The following is a 16,893-nucleotide window of genomic DNA, read 5'->3' as shown; positions in this document are numbered from 1 at the left end:
GTTGTCAGTCGACTTCGTGTCAGTGTTTCCGCGAAACACCGACACGAAGTCGACTCAACGTCAGGAGGTCAGCCGATCTGCAGCTCGCCCATCTCGTCCCAACCCTCGCCGTCGATCTGGCGGCTGATGATCTTCGGCGTGGCAGCCAGCAGCGGGCGCATGGCCTCGAGCCCCGAGGTGAAGTGCTCGGAGTTCACGTGGGCCTCCCCGGCGCCGTCCCGGAAGGCCTCGACCAGGACGAACTCGTTCGGGTCCTCCACACTGCGGGACCAGTCGAACCAGAGGTTGCCCTCCTCGGCGCGGGTGGACTCGGTGTAGTGCTTCACTTGGTCCATGAAGAGCTCGGTGTGTTCGGGCTTGACGGGGAATTTCACGACGATGAAGATCATGGTCCCAGCCTAGCCAGCCCGGCAGGCCTGTTGATCACTCAGCTCCGCAGGGACGGGTCGTTGCGGACCTCGATCACCGGGCAGGTGTCCATGACCACGTCCAGGCCTGCCTCGGCGGCCCGCTGCGCCGCCGCCTCGTCGATGACGCCGAGCTGCAGCCACACGGCCTTCGCCCCGACCTCGATCGCCTGGTCCACCACGGCTCCGACCTTCTGTGAGTTCACGAAGCAGTCCACCACGTCGATACTCCCCGGCCCTCCCGGGATGTCCGCCAGCTTCCGATAGCCCGGTTCGCCGTGGACCTCCTGCGCGCCCAGGTTCACGGGGATGATCTCCATCCCCAGCTCGTCCCGCAGGAACTTCGAGACGCCCACCGCGGCGCGGCGCGGGTTCGGGGAGAGCCCGACGACGGCCCAACGGGCCCCGCGGTTCGTCAACAGTGCGCGGATGGTTGCCGGATCATTCACGTGTGCCATGCACCCAACGTAGGCCGGGAACCGCCGGACGGGAAGTCCGGCCCCCATCCTCGACGGGCAGCAAACCCGCGAGCACCAACGGTGGATCCATCAGCACTCCGCCACGTCCCCCCGCAGACTCGCACCGTCGATCAGCCAGAGACCGGTCTCCCCGTCCAGCCGCATGTCATAGTCCAGCGGCCAGACGGTGCACATCCATCCTTCGTCGCTGAAATCGGAAGACTGCTCGGTGGTCAGAGTCGACGCGGCACGCAGCCGGTCACCCTCCACCACCACATCGGTGATGGACAGTGATTTCCAGTAGCTGGTGTAGACCCCCTCCTCCCAGGTCTGCAGTCCTCCGACCTTCCCCTGCATGTCCGGGGTGAACAGGCTGAAGGCGACGTCATACTGTGCCGTGTTGATGGAGTTCCCGTGCAGGGCGAGGGACTGGGCGACGGCGTCCGCCTGCGCGTGGAGGGAGGTGACGTCGATGACCACCTCGTTGGACTCGACGGGCTCCGGAATGCCTGTGGGTTGCCGGCATTCGACCAGCGGGGTGGACTCCGGGGTCGCAGTCCACCGGTCCACCAGCTGCTTCGCATCATGGACCGAGATGGCATATCCCAGGCCGTCCAAGGGCCGGCCGTCTTCCGACCAGAAGTTCCGCGCGAACACCACACCGGCCACCTGCCCGGCCTTAGTCACCAAGGGTCCACCGCTGTTTCCAGGATTGACCGGCGCATTCGTCTGGATATATTGCACGGTGTCGTGGAGGAAGTCGGCTTCAGGATTCACGCTACTGACCGCGCCCTGGTTCGAGGTGACTCCTCCCCCGGCTGGGAACCCCAGGGTCGCGGCCTCGTCTCCGACCCGCAGATCCTCATCGACCCAGGAGAACACGTGGCCGTCCACCACATCGTCGAGCCGCAACAGCGCCAGATCGGCCACCTGGCTGTAGCCGATGACTTCCGCGGGAACGGCATTCGGGCCCACCGTGAGGTAGGCGGCCTCGGCAATCACGTGGAAATTCGTGACGACCAGGTCATCGTCGACCAGGAACCCGCTACCTGACCCGGACGGACCCTCGCACGTGGCATTGGCGATCCGCACCACTCCGGACCCGACCTCTTCGAAGGTATCCGCCCAAGTAGAGGGAGCCGAGGGGATATCCGTACTCGGTGGCGCGGTCGACGACGGCTGTTCCGGCGAAGCCGACGCCGGAACCACCGGCGCCGATGAAGGCTGGGCATCGGCCGATGTGCTCGGTGGGCCCGGTGGGGGATCTGCCTCGTTGCCGAACGTGCATCCTGACAGGCCGACGGCGATGGTGGCGGCAATGGCGATTCCGGCAAGACGATGCTGTGCGCGCATGTCTGGACTCCCTCTGGCCTCCTGCCGGGAGCGGGGGTACCCCGAGGCAGTCTGGTGAAGGATCACCATAGACGCACCTCCAGGACTTTCCTAGGTCCCCTTGTTGTCTTTGGAACCGTGGATCGGGGACCGGCAGAGCCCTCCCCGGCCGGCGATACCTGTGACTGTAGTCACTACCCCTATAGACTCTGGATGCATGTCCTCCCCTCGGGTGCATCCCCGCAACCCCGGCAGCCCAACCGCCCAATCTGTCAGCATTGACACCGCCGACCCGGACCGGGCCATGTCCGTAGGCGGCGACGTCTATCACCCCCACCGCATCCGCCTGGACTCCCGGACCCGCACTTTCCGGATGGGCCTGAAGGCACTCCACCTCCCGAACCTCACCCTGGGGCTGCTCGAGTACGGCCATCATGTGGAGGTGAGGACCCCACCCCTTGAGGACTCTTACCAGATCAACTTCACCATCTTCGGCTCAGTGTCGATGGGTTATGGCAGCCAGACCGTCCTGGCGAGTCAGCGACGCGCAGCGGTGCACGGCTTCACGGAGGACACCAGGATGGAGGGCTGGCAGCACCCCGCCCGGGTCGTCGGGCTCAAAATCCTCCGGCAGGCCCTGGAGGAGGAGTTCGAGCTGCTGACCGGCGCACCTCCGGAGACTGCGATCCGGTTCGAGGGCACCTTCGACCTGGGCTCCCCGGGTGGGCAGGCCTGGCGCTCCACCGTGCAGGCCTTGGCGCAAGGGCTGACCCAGGGCTCGCCCATCGCGGCCCACCCGCTGATGGCCGCGCCCCTGGCCCAGGCCGCGGCCCGCGGCCTACTACTGGGCGCACCCCACAATCACAGCCACCTCTTGAATCCGCCACCAGGGCCCACTCCGCCCGCAGCCGTGACCGATGCCCTGCACTTCCTTCGAGCCAACGCCAAGCGGCCCCTCAGCGTGGAGGAGATCGCGCAGGCCGCCGATGTCAGCGTCCGCACCCTGCAGGCCGGATTCCGCGACCACCTGGACAGCACTCCCATGGCCGCCCTGCGCCGCATCCGACTGGAGGGTGCCCAAATGGACCTCCTCTCCGGTCGACCCGGAACCACCGTGACCGCAGTGGCCCGCCGCTGGGGCTTCAATCACCCGGGCCGCTTCGCCATCCATTTTGCGCAGGCCTACGGACAGTCCCCCTCAGTGGTCCTGGGCCGCTCCGCCTGACCTGTCCACTTTGCGCAGCGCGACCTTGTGGGAGCCGCCTAACCGGCCAAGTATGAGCCACGTCACTTTCCACCGGGGATGCATCCCCAGGATCAAGGAGCCCCTCATGGACCGGATCATTCCCGCAGACGTCCCCGCCGCCGAATTCGATGCCGCCCTGGAGAAGTTCCGTGCCCTGCTGGGTGCCGAACACGTCATCTCCGAGCCGGAGGCCCTGCAGGAATTCGAGGACCCCTTCCCCACCACCGGCGGGAACGACTTCCGTCCCGGCGCCGTGGTGTTCCCTGAGACCACCGAGGAGGTCGTGGAACTGGTGCGGATCGCCAACGAGCACCGGATCCCGCTGTCCCCCACCGCCACCGGTAAGAACCTTGGCTACGGGGGCGCGGCGCCCCGTCTGGCCGGCACCGTGGTGGTCCAGACCTCCCGGCGGATGGACAAGATCATCGAGGTCAACGAGAAGTACGCCTACGCCCTGATCGAGCCCGGCGTGACCTACTTCGACCTCTACAACCACATCCAGGAGAAGGGCTACAACCTGTGGATCGACGTCCCGGACCTCGGCTGGGGCTCCGTGGTCGGCAACGCCCTGGACCGCGGCGTGGGGTACACGCCGTACGGCGACCACTGGTCCTGGCAGACCGGTCTGGAGGTGGTCCTGCCGGACGGCGACCTGCTCCGCACGGGCATGGGCGCCATGAGCTCTGCGAAGACCTGGCAGTTGTTCTCCTACGGATTCGGCCCCTACCCTGACGGCCTGTTCTCCCAGTCCAACTTCGGGATCGTCACCAAGATGGGCATCGCCCTGATGCCGGCGCCGCCCGCCGCCGAGACCTTCGTGATCTCCTTCGAGCACGAGGAGGACCTGACGCAGATCGTGGACATCATGCTGCCGCTGCGCATCGGCATGGCCCCGCTGCAGTCGGTGCCGGTGCTGCGCAACATCATCCTGGACGCCGCCGCCCAGACGGAGCGTACCCACTGGCTGCCCGAGGGCGGGCCGCTCACGGCGGACGTCATCCAGCGGATGAAGGAGGAGCTGAACCTGGGCTACTGGAACCTGTACGGCACCGTCTACGGCCCGCCGGAGCAGTGCGACCTCTTCCTGACGATGATCAAGGACGCCTTCTCTGCCGTGGAGGGCGCACGCTTCGCCACCACGAAGGACCGCCCCGCGGGCTCCCCCGGCTCCCACGTGCTGCACGACCGGCATGAGATCAACCAGGGCATCCCCTCGATCAAGGAGAAGCAGATCCTGGAGTGGGTCCCCAACGGCGCCCACATCGGGTTCTCCCCGATCTCGGAGCCGGACGGGGCCGAGGCCCAGAAACAGTTCGAGATGGTCCGGAACCGCTCCTACGAGTACGGCCCAGACTATGCCGCCCAGTTCGCGGTGGGGCTGCGGGAGATGCACCACATCTGCCTGTTCCTCTACAACTCCGCGGACGCCGAGGACCGCGACCGCGTCATGGCGCTCGGCCGCACCCTCGTGAAGGAGGGCGCCGACGCCGGCTACGGCGAGTACCGCACCCACCTGGCCCTGATGGACCAGGTCATGGACACCTTCGACTTCAACGACAACGCCCTGCTGCGCTTCCATGAGCGCATCAAGGACGCCCTCGACCCGAACTCCATCATGGCGCCCGGCAAGTCCGGCATCTGGGGCGCCCGCTACCGGGACGCCGGCCACCGGTTGCCCGCCACCGACTGATCCGCCCCCACAACCCCCTGTGATCCCCCTGAGCGAAAGGCCCACACCATGACCGAGTACCGTCTCCCCGACCACCTGCGCGAGGCACAGCACTACATCAACGGCGCAGCGGCGGCCAGCACCGGTTCCGCCACCCTCCCCGTGCTGGACCCAGCGACAGCCCAGCAGGTCGCCACCGTTCCCGCCGGAACCACCGCAGACGTCGACGCCGCCGTGGACGCGGCCCACGCCACCTTCCGCAGCGGCGTCTGGTCACGGCTGTCCGGCCGAGAGCGGTCCCGGGTGCTGATTCAGGTGGCCCAACTGTTCCGTGAGCACGCCGAGGAGATCGCCCAGGTGGAGAGCCTGGACGTGGGCAAGCCCATTAGCCTGGCCCGTGCCGTGGACGTCAACACCGCCGCGGACACCTACGAGTACGCGGCATCCCTGGCCCAACACCTGGACGGCGCGGTGCGGCGCGTCCCCCTGCCCGCCCACGCCTACACCCAACGGGAACCGCTCGGCGTGGTCGCGGCCATCACCCCGTTCAACTTCCCCCTGATCCTCTCCACCTCGAAGATCGCCATGGCCCTGGCCGCCGGGAACACCGTGGTGCACAAGCCGGCCGAGGACACCCCGCTCTCGGCCCTGCTGACGGCACGGCTGTTGAGCCAGGCCGGCGTCCCGGACGGGGTCTACAACGTGGTCACCGGCTACGGCTCGGACCTGGGCGACCACCTGACCGCCCACCCGAAGGTGGCCAAGGTGGCCTTCACCGGGTCCACCCAGACCGGCGCCCATGTGGCCGCCGTGGCCGGGCAGGCGCTGCGGCCGATCACCGCTGAACTCGGGGGCAACGCCGCGAACATCGTCTTCGCGGACGCCGATCTCGCCCAGGCCGTGGAGACCTCCATCTCAGCCTTCGTCTTCAACACGGGTCAGTTCTGCATGGGCGGTCCCCGACTGTTGGTGGAGCGGAGCGTCTATGACCAGGTCCTCGAGGCGTTGGCTGGCGCGGTGCCCCACGTGCCGTTCGGTGACCCGAAGGACCCCGGCACCGTCATCGGCCCCCTCGCGAACCGCAGCCAGCTCGAGAAGGTCACGGCCGCCGTCGAGCAGGCCAAGGCCTCCGGGGCGCGCGTGGTGACCGGTGGCGAGCCGGCCGAGATCAACGGCGGATTCTTCTATCGCCCGACGGTCCTGGCCGACGTCGCGAATTCCGCCGAGGCCGTCCAGCAGGAGGTCTTCGGGCCGGTCCTCACCGTCCAGCCCTTCGAGACGGAGCAGGAGGCGATCGAGCTGGCCAACAGCACCGACTACGGGCTGGCCGCCGGCATCCAGACGGGCAACATCTCCCGCGCGCACCGCGTGGCGGACGCCCTGGAGGCCGGCATCATCTGGGTCAACGCCTGGGGGATGCTCGATCCCGCGATGCCCTTCGGCGGCGTCAAGGCCTCCGGCTGGGGCCGGGAGAACGGCCCCGAGCAGATGGAGGCCTACACCCGGACCAAGTCCGTCATCATCGCCCTCGAGCCGGCCCCCGAACAGGACACCGCCGGCACTGCAAAGGACCCGTCATGACCACCATCACCGCAGCCGTCACCGAGTCCGGAGGAGCGCCTTTCGCCCTCCAGGACGTGGAATTGGATGTGCTCCAGGACCACGAGGTCCTGGTGGACATCAAGGCCGCCGGCCTCTGCCACACGGATCTGACCGTGGCCTCCGGGGCCCTGCCCTTCCCCCTGCCCGGCGTACTCGGCCATGAGGGGGCCGGGATCGTCCGCGAGGTCGGTGCCGCCGTCACCACCGTGGCCCCCGGGGATCGGGTCGTCCTGTCCTTCACGTCCTGCGGCGCCTGCGAAGGGTGCCGGAGCGGACATCCCGCTTATTGTGAACGATGGCTGCCGGACAACCTGCTCGGCGGGCGGCGGGCGGACGGCAGCTCCCCCATCACCCGGGACGGGGCGGAGCTCGGCGGACACTTCTTCGCCCAGTCGTCCTTCGCGACGGCGGCCATCGCCGGAGAACGCAATGTGGTCAAGGTGTCGGCGGACTTACCCTGGGAACAGCTGGCGCCGCTGGCCTGCGGCGTCCAGACCGGCGCGGGTGCTGTGTGGAACGCCCTGCAGCCGGGTCCGGGTCAGAGTCTGGTGGTCTTCGGAGTCGGCACGGTGGGACTGGCTGCGATCATGGCGGCTGCCCTGTCTCCCGCCACCCGGATCGTGGCGGTGGACCTCGTGGAGGAGCGGCTGGAACTGGCCCGGGAGCTCGGGGCCACGCACACCGTCAACCCGGCCCAGGTGGATGACGTGGTCGCCGCGATCCAGAAAATCACCGGCGGCGGTGCGCACGGGGTGGTCGAGGCCACGGGAAACACCACAGTGTTGGGGCAGGCGGTGCAGTGCACCCGCGCACAGGGTGAAGTAGCGATCGTGGGCGCCCCGCCCTTCGGCCAGTCCGTTCCGGTGGACGTGAACTTCATGCTCCCGGGCCGGAAGATCCACGGGCTGACCATCGGCGACGCCGAGATCCAGTCCCTCGTCCCCGCCATCCTGGACCTGGCCAGACAGGGTCGCTTCCCCCTGGACCGCCTGGTCCGGACCTACCCGCTGTCCGAGATCAACACCGCGGTGGCGGACATGTCCGCCGGCCGGACCATCAAGCCGGTGCTGATCCCGTAGACGGTTCCGCGGACGACTGCGGCCCCGCACCCTTCCGGACGGAAAGGGTGCGGGGCCACGGTCAGGTGACAGCCGTCGTCGTGCCCTGCACTTTGAGGGCAGAGATCACTCGTGATCTCTGCCCTCAAAGCTGGAGGCGGGGTCAGCCCTGGTCCGCGACCTCCGTGGCATACCGCTGCATCAGGGCCGCGACCTCGCCACGGGTGATCGTGTCATTCGGCTTGAACGTGCCGCCCACATAGCCCGTCGAGACACCGGTCGAGGCCAGCCACGAGATCGCCTCGTGGTGCGGGTGCGATTCCGCCACGTCCGAGAAGGACTCGTCCCACTCGCCCGCCTCCGGCTCCACCGCACGGAACAGGAACGAGGCGAACTCACCACGGGTCACGCTGTCGTACGGGAGGAACGTGCCGTTCGCGTATCCCGTGGTCACGCCGGCGTTGACGGCCCAGACGATCTCATCGAAGAACCCATGGGACTCGGTGATATCGGTGAAGTCCTCGGTACCGCCCGTCACCTCCGGATCGATGTACCGGTGGATGAAGGCCACCGATTCGCCACGGGAGATGTCCTTGCCCTTGCGGTAGGTGCCGTCCGTGTACCCCGTCGTGATGCCCTGCTCCTGCATCCACCGGACCGGCGCGTAGAACTGCGAGCCCTCAGGGTTGTCCGTGAAGTCCTCCACCGGCTCCGGCTGCTCCGGGACCGCGGCGGCCTCCACCACCACGACGCGGGGCGCCGTGGCCTGATTGCCGTTGGCATCCTGGACCACATACCTCAGGACATAGGTGCCCGCGGTGGCGGTGTCCACGGAGCCCATCACCTGGACTGCACCGGTGACATCCCCGTCCACGGTGTCCGTGGCGGTGACCCCGGCCATCGGGTCGAAGGCGTCGCCCACCGTCAGGGTGGCATGGTCCGGGACGGTCAGCTCGGGAGCCTCGGTATCCGTGCCGGCTGCCGTGGCCGTGAAGACGCCCATCTGGCCGGTCTCGCCAGCCTCCAGGTCATCCCCGCTCTCGGCATCGCGGCTGGTGGCGTACCAGGCGTACGTCTCGCCCTCGGACAGGCCGGCCCACTCGACCGACGCCGGCCACCCGGACTTTGCGGTCGCTTCACCGATCTGCTCGTCGGTCGGGGTGGTGACCATGATCTGGTCGGTGGCGAAGGAGGTCTTGCGCGTCTCCAACTGGATCGGCAGACGGGTGTCATCCTCGGTGCCGTTGTACCGGTTCCGGTCGTCATACTCCGTGGCGCCGAAGTCATCCAGCAGCGGTGAGTAGGTGTCCACGGCCAGCTCCGCGTTGTCCACGTCGATCTGCAGCATCCGGAAGAAGCTGGAGCCGAACTGCAGCATGTCCTGTGGCGAGCGGCCGTCCACCCCGGTCAGGCCCAGTTCCTCGGCCGAGACCGTGTAGAACTGGTAATCCGCCAGCAACTCGACCACGTTGTTGCCCTGTGTGCCCACGTCCTTGCGGACCTCGATGTCCACGCCGTGCTCGTGGCCGGACAGCGCCAGGAAGATGTTGCGATGCTTCTGCAACAGCCCCTCGTCGATCTTGGCCCCGTCATGGGAGAACGTCGCGCCACGGCCGTCCGGGTTGGTGCTGGGCTTGCGCTGGGCGTGGGTCATGATCATGGCGTTGCGGTCGGAGTACTCCTCCAGCACCCCGCTGGCCCACTCGATCTCCTCATCGGTCACGTCGAAGCCGAGATACACGGCGATGAAGTCCAGGCCGCCGGCGGTGAACAGGTCGTAGTGGTTGTCGTTGTCCCCCTCCTTCCACGGTGTGAACGTGGCGTTGGCGTCCTTCCAACCCTGCGTCTGCTCCAACGCCTCGTAGCGCTCGGGGCCGAAGTACTGGTTGTAGAGGTTGTCCGCGCCCACGTCCGCACCGGAGCGGTTGTCATGGTTGCCCGGGGTCACGCCGTTGGGGATCTCGGAGTCGTCCAGGATCTTCTGGGCCTCCGAGACGAACTCGAACTCCTCGACCGCGATCTCGCGGTAGGCCTCCTCGTCAGCGCGCGGGGTGCCCGTGTGCCAGTTCTCCATGATGTCGCCCGTGTGGGCCACGTACTCGATCTTCTTCTCCTCGGCGTTCGCCACGATCCAGTCGGCGACCGAGGTGTAGGCCTCGGCCCAGACGGCCTGCTGCTCCTCGGAGTACGCATCCTCTGCAGCGCCCTCGGCCAGGTACTGGGTGTCGGTGAAGTGGGCGATGGAGAAGTCGTAGTCCGCAGGGTCCTCGAAGGAGTCGCGGACCTCGTTCTCCAGGTCGTCGGCGAAGGGGTCCTCGCCCACCACCAGGACGGCGGCACCGCCGTCTTCGTTCAGGTGGTCCTCGCCGATCTCACCGGTCAGGACGAGCTCGCTCTCCTGCAGTCCGCGGCCCGCCGCCACCTCGTCCCACTCTTCCGACGCCGTGTTCCACACCAGCAGGTTGACCTCACGGGTGGGGTCCGCGGTGCCGGCCCACCGGATCGACTGGCCCTGGGCGGCCTCGCCCACCGCCACGTCGAAGCGCTGGAACGGGATCTCGCCCGGGCTGGCGATCAGGGAGTCCCCGGCACCCTCAAGGGCGGAGTTCTCGGTGTAGTCGAACTTCAGGGACGTCGGTGTCTCGGCCACCAGCCCCTGGAAACCGCCCTCGGCGACGTCCGCCCGTCCGGCGTAGAAGGTGGTGGTGACGTCGCCGCCATCCGGGTTGACGGCTCGGGCGGAGAGGGTGACCTTGCCCTGGCCCTGGCCGGTCTCGGTGCCTCCGCCCTCCGGGATGGACCCCGAGGTGAACGTGATGGTCTCGGAGATCGGCAGGCCGAACACGGTCTTGCCCTCGACCACGATGGCGTGCTCACCGGCGGTCATGCCGGAGCCGATGATCTCCCCCGGCTCGATCTGCTCCCCGTCCAGGGAGTAGGTGGTCCCTGCGGCCACGAGGCCCGGAGTGGACCAGTCCACCGCGAACTCGGTGGCACGCGTCAGTGTGGAGCCCGCGGCCGGCGTGGTCCCGGCCAGCTCGACCTCCTGGTCCCGCAATCCGCCGAAGGCGTCGATGTTCAGCGCCGCCACCTGCTGGGCGTCCAACGAGTCGCTGAAGATCCGGGCCGAGGCGATGGTGGAGGTGGAGTGGAACTGGGCACCGCTGTTGGAGGAGTCGGCACCGATCGCCAGGTGGTGGGCACCGGCGTTCGGCGGCCACTTGATCTCGGCGTTGCCGGTCGGGACCTCGCTCACGAGCTCGCCGTTGACGTAGAGCTTGACGGTCTGGGAATCACCGTCGAAGACACCCACCGCGTGATACCACTCGTTGGGCTCGATCTCGATGCCGGCGTTGTGGTAGCTGCCCGTGTTGACCGCGAAGGTCAGCTTGTTGGCGTACATCGTCATGGAGAACCCGCCGGCCTCCTTGTTGGCGCAGAGGTTCGTCTCCCCGGAGGTCGGCAGGGCGCCGTTGTAGCGGAACACGCACTCCACGGTCATCGAGTCCCCGAGCTTGGCATACTGCTCGCCCAGCGGGTACAGCAGGGCGTCGTCCCCGTCGAAGGTGGCGGTGTTGCGGCCCAGGGCCGGATCCTCGCCGATGACGGGCGCACCGTGGGTGGCCACGGGAAGACCCTGGGCGGTCTCGGCGGAGGTGCCGTCGGCGAAGTCCACGTTGAGGACATCCGCGGCCGGGGCCTGGACCTCGACCGCGTAGGCGTCGTTCAGCGCGGCCACCTCGGCGGCGCTGGCCGGGGCGCTGTACAGGCGGGCCGAATCGACCTTGGCGATCGCGTGCTGACCGGGCTTGCCGGGGCCGGAGTCCGCACCGACCACCAGATGGTGCGCGGCCTCATTCGGCGGGACGGTCATCTGGCCGCTGACGGCCTTCTCGGCCACCAGCTCGCCGTCGAGGAAGAACTTGACGGACTCGCCGTCGAACACGCCGGTGGCGTGGTACCAGCGGTCAGGAACGATGTCCGCCCAGGTGAAGGTGTAACCGCCGTTGACGTGCACCATGAAACCGGCCTGGTCACCCTTGACCACCATGGCGAAGCCACCGGCCTCCTTGTTCCCGCACAGGGTGTCCTCACCGCTGGTGGCGGCGGCGTCCCGCTTGAAGTTGCATTCCACCGTGAAGCCGTCGGCCAGCTGGCCGTAGTCCGTCTCGGTCAGCGCATAGGAGTACGCGGACTCCCCGTCGAAGTCGCCGACCTGGCGGGCCAGCGTGCCGTCCACGCCGATCTGTGGGGCGCCGAAGGTCTCCACCGGACGGTCCTGGGCGGCATCCGCCGGGGTGCCGTCCTCGAAGTCGACGTCCAGCAGGTCTGCGGCCGGAGCAGCCGGAGCAGCCTGGGCGGCGGGGGCGGTGGCGGTGTGCACGGCCGGTGCGATGGGCGCCGCGGTGGCGGCCACCGGCATCAGGGCACCGGTGGAGGTCAGGCCGACGGACAGGGCGAGTACGGCAAGGGGGAGTCGCTTGGCAGTCATGATCCATTCTTCTGTTGCGAGTGATGCACAACCGTGAGGTGCGTGCTGACCTGCACAAACTATGGGCGTCGCCTGAACACCCAGCCTCAACCGGGTGAACGGCCCGGGCCCAGACCATGAACCCCCGGCCGGGCTGTGATGTGTCCCGGACCCGTCCCGGATCCGCCCCGGCCCCGTCCCGGACCTATCCCGGCCTCGTCCCGGACCTGCCCCCCGGGATGACCCGGAACCGTCCCGGAATCCCCCTGCGGAGTGACGCCACGGCGCGATTCGCCCCGTACGTTGTTCGTTGTACAGGGGAAATGCACCACACACCGGCCGGTCCACGGCGGCTCGCGCCGTCCGTTGCACCGCGCCCATCAGGGAGAATCATGAGCATGGTGGAGACCGCCGCCGAGTCGGCCAGCGAGGGTGCCGGCCGTACCGCTGCCCCGGACCATCCGGCGGATCCGCGGCATCCGGACCACCAGCGCCACCTGAACCTGCACCGCCGCGGTCATGACCCACTGCCCCGACCGGACGACGAGGTCCTGCGGACCGTGGGACTGGACGGGGCCGCCGTCGTACTCCGCGAGGAGAAACAACTGGTCAACCGGCAGCCGCGGGACACCTCCCGGTCCATCTGGACCATCCTGCGGGTGCACATCCTCACGCTGTTCAACCTCGCGATCGCCGCCTGTGCGGCCTCGATCATCCTGCTGGGCCGCTGGTTCGACCTCGTCTTCTGCCTGGCCGCCGTGGCCAACGTGGTCATCGGCGTGATCCAGGAGTACTCGGCCAAACGCAAGCTGGACGCGATCGCCCTGCTCCACCAGGATGCCGTGCAGGTGCTGCGGGACGGTGCCGAGCGGGCGCTGCGCATCGAGGAGATCGTGCTGGATGATGCCGTGGTGCTGCGCCGTGGTGATCAGGTCCCCGCGGACGGGGTGGTGCTCTCCTCGGAGGGCCTGGACATCGACGAGTCCCTGCTGACCGGGGAGTCCGACGCCGTGGGCAAGCGTCCGGGTGACCCGGTGCTCTCCGGCTCCGCGGTGCTCTCCGGGACGGGGCTGGTGAGGATCACGGCGGTCGGTGCGGACTCCCATGCCTCCCAGCTGGCCATCGAGGCCCGCCGCTTCGCCAAGGTGCCCTCCGAGCTTCGCGGCGCGCTGGACACGGTGGCGAAGTGGCTGACCATCGCCTTGGTGCCGATCGTCGCGGTGATCGTCAACGGCCAGGTCCAGGCGGTCGGCGGGTGGACCCAGGCCTTGGAACACGGAGCGCTCGAGCCGGCCGTGGTCGCCTCGGTGGCCGCGATCACCTCCATGATCCCCCAGGGCCTGGCCCTGATGACCACGATCTCCTTCGCGGTGGCCGCCCTCAAGCTGGCGCGGGAGGAGGTCCTCATCCAGGAGCAGCCGGCGGTCGAGATCCTCGCCCGCGTGGACACCGTCTGCCTGGACAAGACCGGCACGCTCACCGAGGGCCGGATCGTCTTCGACGAGGCCACCTTCCTCACCGAGGCCCACGACCTGCAGCAGGCCGGCGCCCACGTCCTGGCCTGGTTCGGCGCGGACGCCAACGCCAACCCCACCGCGCTGGCCCTGGCCACGCCCTTCACCGCGCCGCCCGCCCAGGCTCCCACCGCCCAGGTGGCCTTCTCCTCGGAACGGCGCTGGTCCGCCGTCGCCTTCGGGGCGCCTTCCCGCCCACGGGCGTACCGGGAGGAGCCCGCCGAGCACCGCCTGGGGCACGACGACGGCGCGCACCCCGGCGCTGCCGGCCTCCCGGATGCGGTGGCCGGCGCCTGGGTCCTGGGTGCCCCGGAGGCCCTGCTGCCGGCTGCCGACGGCGCGGCCGGGACCCGGGAACGGGTCGAGGGGTTGTGTGCCGAGACCACCAGCCGGGGGCTGCGCACCATGGTGCTGTGCCGATCGCGCCGGCCGGCCGGGGACGGCTCGTGGTTCGGCGGCACGGCCGGGACGCTGCCCCCGGTGCTGGAGCCGGTGGCGCTGCTGACCTTCCGCGAGAAGGTCCGCGACGACGCCCGGGACACCCTTGAGTACTTCCGCGCACAGGACGTGGAGCTGAAGGTGATCTCCGGTGACCACCCCCGGACCGTGGCCGCGGTCGCCCGGGAGGTCGGCCTGTTCGTCACGGGCGACGGCTATGACGCACGGGACCTTCCGGAGGATCCGGAGGCACGCCGGGCAGTCCTGGCTGAGCACTCCGTGTTCGGGCGGGTCTCCCCCGAGCAGAAGAAGGGCATGGTGGTGGCACTGCAGGAGGCCGGTCACGTGGTGGCCATGACCGGGGACGGCATCAACGACGCCCTGGCGCTGAAGACCGCAGACCTGGGGATCGCGATGGGCAACGGCGCCCCGGCCACCAAGGCCGTCTCCCGCATGGTGTTGCTGGACAGCCGCTTCTCCCGCCTGCCGAAGGTGCTCGCGGAGGGACGCCAGGTGATCGCCAACATGGAGCAGCTGGCGCACCTGTACCTGACGAAGACGGCCTACGCCGTGCTGTTCGGCGTGGTCTTCTCCCTGCTGGCCTGGCAGTATCCGCTGCTGCCCCGCCAGGCCTCCACCGTGGACTTCCTGATGATCGGACTGCCCACGTTCTTCCTGGCTCTCGTGCCGAACCAGCGCAGATACGTCCCCGGTTTCCTGGGCCGGGCCCTGCGGTTCGCCCTGCCCTCGGGAGTGGTCATCCTGGCGGGGATGCTGGCCGTCAACGGCTATGCCCGCTGGTTCGCCGGGATCGAAGGGTTCACCGGGGGCGCCGTGGGGGTGGTCCCGGGGGACGTCTCTCTACAACAGGTCCAGACCGCCTCCGTCATCACGCTGACACTGATGGGCCTGTGGGTGCTGAACCTGATCTCCCGGCCGATGACGCGGTTCAAGCTGGCGCTCGTGGCCTCCACGTACGTCCTGCTGCTGTTGGTGCTGCTCATCCCGGCGTCCCGGGACTTCCACCAGTTCGAGCTCCCGCCGCTGGACCTGGCCGTCGCCGCCGTGGGCATCGGGGCCGTGGCGTGCCTGTTACTGGAGGGTATCCACCAGGTGCACCGGCGCCGGCATGCCGTGACGGACGGTCAGTCGCCGCCCAACGTTACGCCGCGAACTGTGGGGTAGTAAGAAGCCGCCGATACACTCAGATCGTTGTTGGCCGCGAAGGTGGTCACGACGGCAATCGGGCCAGCGCCCGGTAGGATCCCCAATCCAAGGAGCATCCCCATGGCAGCACCCAGCCCCGGTTACTCGATCACCCTGCAGGTCGAGACGCCCGTATCCTTTACGTCCACCACCGACCTCGCCGCAGCGGTGGCCGCTACCGGTGCGGCCGTGACCGCCCTGGACGTGGTCGAGTCCCACCACAGCTCCATGATCGTGGCCGTCAGCTGCGACACCGTGGATGCGGGCCACGCCGAGACCGTCCGTACCGCCGTGGAAGCCCTCGAGGGGGTCACCGTCCACGAGATCACGGACCGCACCTTCCAGCTCCATGAGGGCGGCAAGATCGAGACCACCCTGCGCGTGCCGTTGCGCACCCGCAATGACCTCTCCCGGGCCTACACCCCCGGCGTGGCCCGCGTCTGCATGGCCATCGCCGAGGACAAGGAGCTGGCCCGCCAGTTCACGATCAAGAAGAACACCGTGGCCGTGGTCACGGACGGCACCGCCGTGCTGGGCCTCGGAGACATCGGCCCGGAGGCCGCCATGCCGGTGATGGAGGGCAAGGCCGCCCTGTTCAAGCAGTTCGCCGGCGTGGATGCCTGGCCGGTGGCACTGGACACCAAGGACACCGAGGAGATCATCTCCATCGTCAAGGCGATCGCCCCGGCCTACGGCGGCATCAACCTCGAGGACATCTCCGCCCCGCGCTGCTTCGAGATCGAGGCCCGCCTGCGCGAGGAGCTGGACATCCCGGTCTTCCATGATGACCAGCACGGCACCGCGATCGTGGTCCAGGCCGCCCTGACCAATGCCCTGAAGCTCACCGGCAAGAAGATCGAGGACGTCAAGATCGTGGTGGCCGGCGTCGGCGCGGCCGGCACCGCCATCATCAAGCTGCTGATGGCCTCCGGGGCCCGCCACATCGTGGCCTCCGGACGGTCCGGCATCATCGAGCGCGGCTCCCAGCACACCGACTCCAACCGCCAGTGGCTGGCGGACCACACCAATGAGGAGGCCTTCTCCGGCTCCCTCAAGGAGGCCGTGGCCGGGCGCGACGTGTTCATCGGCGTCTCCGCCCCCAACCTGCTGGACGAGGCGGATGTGGAGAAGATGAACGAAGACTCGATCATCTTCGCCATGTCCAACCCGGACCCGGAGGTCCACCCGGAGATCGCCTCGAGGCATGCCGCGATCGTGGCCACCGGCCGCTCCGACTTCCCGAACCAGATCAACAACGTGCTGGCCTTCCCCGGTTTCTTCCGCGGCCTGCTGGACGCCGAGGCCTCGGACATCACGGACGAGATGCTCGTGGTGGCTGCCCAGGCCATCGCCGAGACCATCACGGACGAGGAGCTCAACCCGAGCTTCATCATCCCCTCGGTCTTCGATCCCGAGGTCTCGGTGCGGGTGGCCGAGGCCGTGGCGCGGGTGGCCACCCCGCGCGGCTGAGGCCCGCTGGTCTGTGAGCCTC

General features: G+C 68.6%; 10 protein-coding genes. 6 read left to right on the top strand and 4 right to left on the bottom strand.

Annotated elements, in window-relative coordinates; all coding sequences use genetic code 11:
• Positions 1-68 precede the first annotated feature (68 nt).
• From ACSU1G_RS21890 to ACSU1G_RS21880, 3 genes are all read right to left on the bottom strand, one after another.
• The gene (locus tag ACSU1G_RS21890) at positions 69-389 is read right to left on the bottom strand and encodes a putative quinol monooxygenase (protein ID WP_439282137.1); all 321 of its coding nucleotides are present in this window, start codon (positions 387-389) and stop codon (positions 69-71) included.
• Between the two features lie 38 nt (positions 390-427).
• On the bottom strand, positions 428-865 hold the full coding sequence (locus tag ACSU1G_RS21885) for a CoA-binding protein (RefSeq protein ID WP_439282136.1): 438 nt from the start codon (positions 863-865) through the stop codon (positions 428-430).
• Positions 866-955: 90 nt separating this feature from the next.
• Positions 956-2,218: a trypsin-like peptidase domain-containing protein gene (locus ACSU1G_RS21880; protein WP_439282135.1), complete on the bottom strand. Its 1,263-nt coding sequence runs from the start codon at positions 2,216-2,218 to the stop codon at positions 956-958.
• A 196-nt stretch (positions 2,219-2,414) separates the two neighbouring features.
• On the opposite strand from ACSU1G_RS21880, the gene ACSU1G_RS21875 reads away from it, so the two are divergent.
• The 4 genes from ACSU1G_RS21875 (at position 2,415) to ACSU1G_RS21860 (ending at position 7,793) form a co-directional block, all read left to right on the top strand.
• Positions 2,415-3,422 (top strand): AraC family transcriptional regulator, encoded by a 1,008-nt coding sequence (locus ACSU1G_RS21875; RefSeq protein WP_439282134.1) that lies wholly within the window; start codon positions 2,415-2,417, stop codon positions 3,420-3,422.
• A 106-nt stretch (positions 3,423-3,528) separates the two neighbouring features.
• Positions 3,529-5,133 (top strand): FAD-binding oxidoreductase, encoded by a 1,605-nt coding sequence (locus ACSU1G_RS21870; protein WP_439282133.1) that lies wholly within the window; start codon positions 3,529-3,531, stop codon positions 5,131-5,133.
• Positions 5,134-5,181: 48 nt separating this feature from the next.
• Entirely contained in the window at positions 5,182-6,693 is a 1,512-nt protein-coding gene (locus ACSU1G_RS21865; RefSeq protein ID WP_439282132.1) for an aldehyde dehydrogenase family protein, read from the top strand.
• Entirely contained in the window at positions 6,690-7,793 is a 1,104-nt protein-coding gene (locus tag ACSU1G_RS21860) for an NAD(P)-dependent alcohol dehydrogenase (protein WP_439282131.1), read from the top strand. Before ACSU1G_RS21865 ends, ACSU1G_RS21860 begins: the two co-directional genes overlap by 4 nt.
• A 142-nt stretch (positions 7,794-7,935) precedes the next feature.
• On the opposite strand, the gene ACSU1G_RS21855 is transcribed toward ACSU1G_RS21860, so the two are convergent.
• On the bottom strand, positions 7,936-12,264 hold the full coding sequence (locus ACSU1G_RS21855; protein ID WP_439282130.1) for a LamG-like jellyroll fold domain-containing protein: 4,329 nt from the start codon (positions 12,262-12,264) through the stop codon (positions 7,936-7,938).
• Positions 12,265-12,635: 371 nt separating this feature from the next.
• Here ACSU1G_RS21855 and ACSU1G_RS21850 point away from each other — a divergent pair, with 371 nt between their 5' ends.
• On the top strand, positions 12,636-15,380 hold the full coding sequence (locus ACSU1G_RS21850; RefSeq protein ID WP_439282129.1) for an HAD-IC family P-type ATPase: 2,745 nt from the start codon (positions 12,636-12,638) through the stop codon (positions 15,378-15,380).
• A gap of 102 nt (positions 15,381-15,482) precedes the next feature.
• Positions 15,483-16,871 (top strand): NAD(P)-dependent malic enzyme, encoded by a 1,389-nt coding sequence (locus ACSU1G_RS21845; RefSeq protein WP_439282128.1) that lies wholly within the window; start codon positions 15,483-15,485, stop codon positions 16,869-16,871.
• The last annotated feature ends 22 nt before the right edge of the window (positions 16,872-16,893 follow it).

This window comes from Microbacterium sp. A93 (assembly GCF_051842835.1).
Note: the sequence above shows the minus strand (reverse complement) of the source record. Positions and strands in the feature narration are given on the sequence as shown.

Bases quoted from the DNA above. Each gene is read 5' to 3' on its own strand.
- ACSU1G_RS21845 (WP_439282128.1), top strand. From the start codon at position 15,483: ATGGCAGCACCCAGCCCCGGTTACTCGATCACCCTGCAGGTCGAGACG.
- ACSU1G_RS21870 (WP_439282133.1), top strand. From the start codon at position 3,529: ATGGACCGGATCATTCCCGCAGACGTCCCCGCCGCCGAATTCGATGCC.
- ACSU1G_RS21860 (WP_439282131.1), top strand. From the start codon at position 6,690: ATGACCACCATCACCGCAGCCGTCACCGAGTCCGGAGGAGCGCCTTTC.
- ACSU1G_RS21865 (WP_439282132.1), top strand. From the start codon at position 5,182: ATGACCGAGTACCGTCTCCCCGACCACCTGCGCGAGGCACAGCACTAC.
- ACSU1G_RS21855 (WP_439282130.1), bottom strand. From the start codon at position 12,264: ATGACTGCCAAGCGACTCCCCCTTGCCGTACTCGCCCTGTCCGTCGGC.
- ACSU1G_RS21885 (WP_439282136.1), bottom strand. From the start codon at position 865: ATGGCACACGTGAATGATCCGGCAACCATCCGCGCACTGTTGACGAAC.
- ACSU1G_RS21850 (WP_439282129.1), top strand. From the start codon at position 12,636: ATGAGCATGGTGGAGACCGCCGCCGAGTCGGCCAGCGAGGGTGCCGGC.
- ACSU1G_RS21880 (WP_439282135.1), bottom strand. From the start codon at position 2,218: ATGCGCGCACAGCATCGTCTTGCCGGAATCGCCATTGCCGCCACCATC.
- ACSU1G_RS21890 (WP_439282137.1), bottom strand. From the start codon at position 389: ATGATCTTCATCGTCGTGAAATTCCCCGTCAAGCCCGAACACACCGAG.
- ACSU1G_RS21875 (WP_439282134.1), top strand. From the start codon at position 2,415: ATGTCCTCCCCTCGGGTGCATCCCCGCAACCCCGGCAGCCCAACCGCC.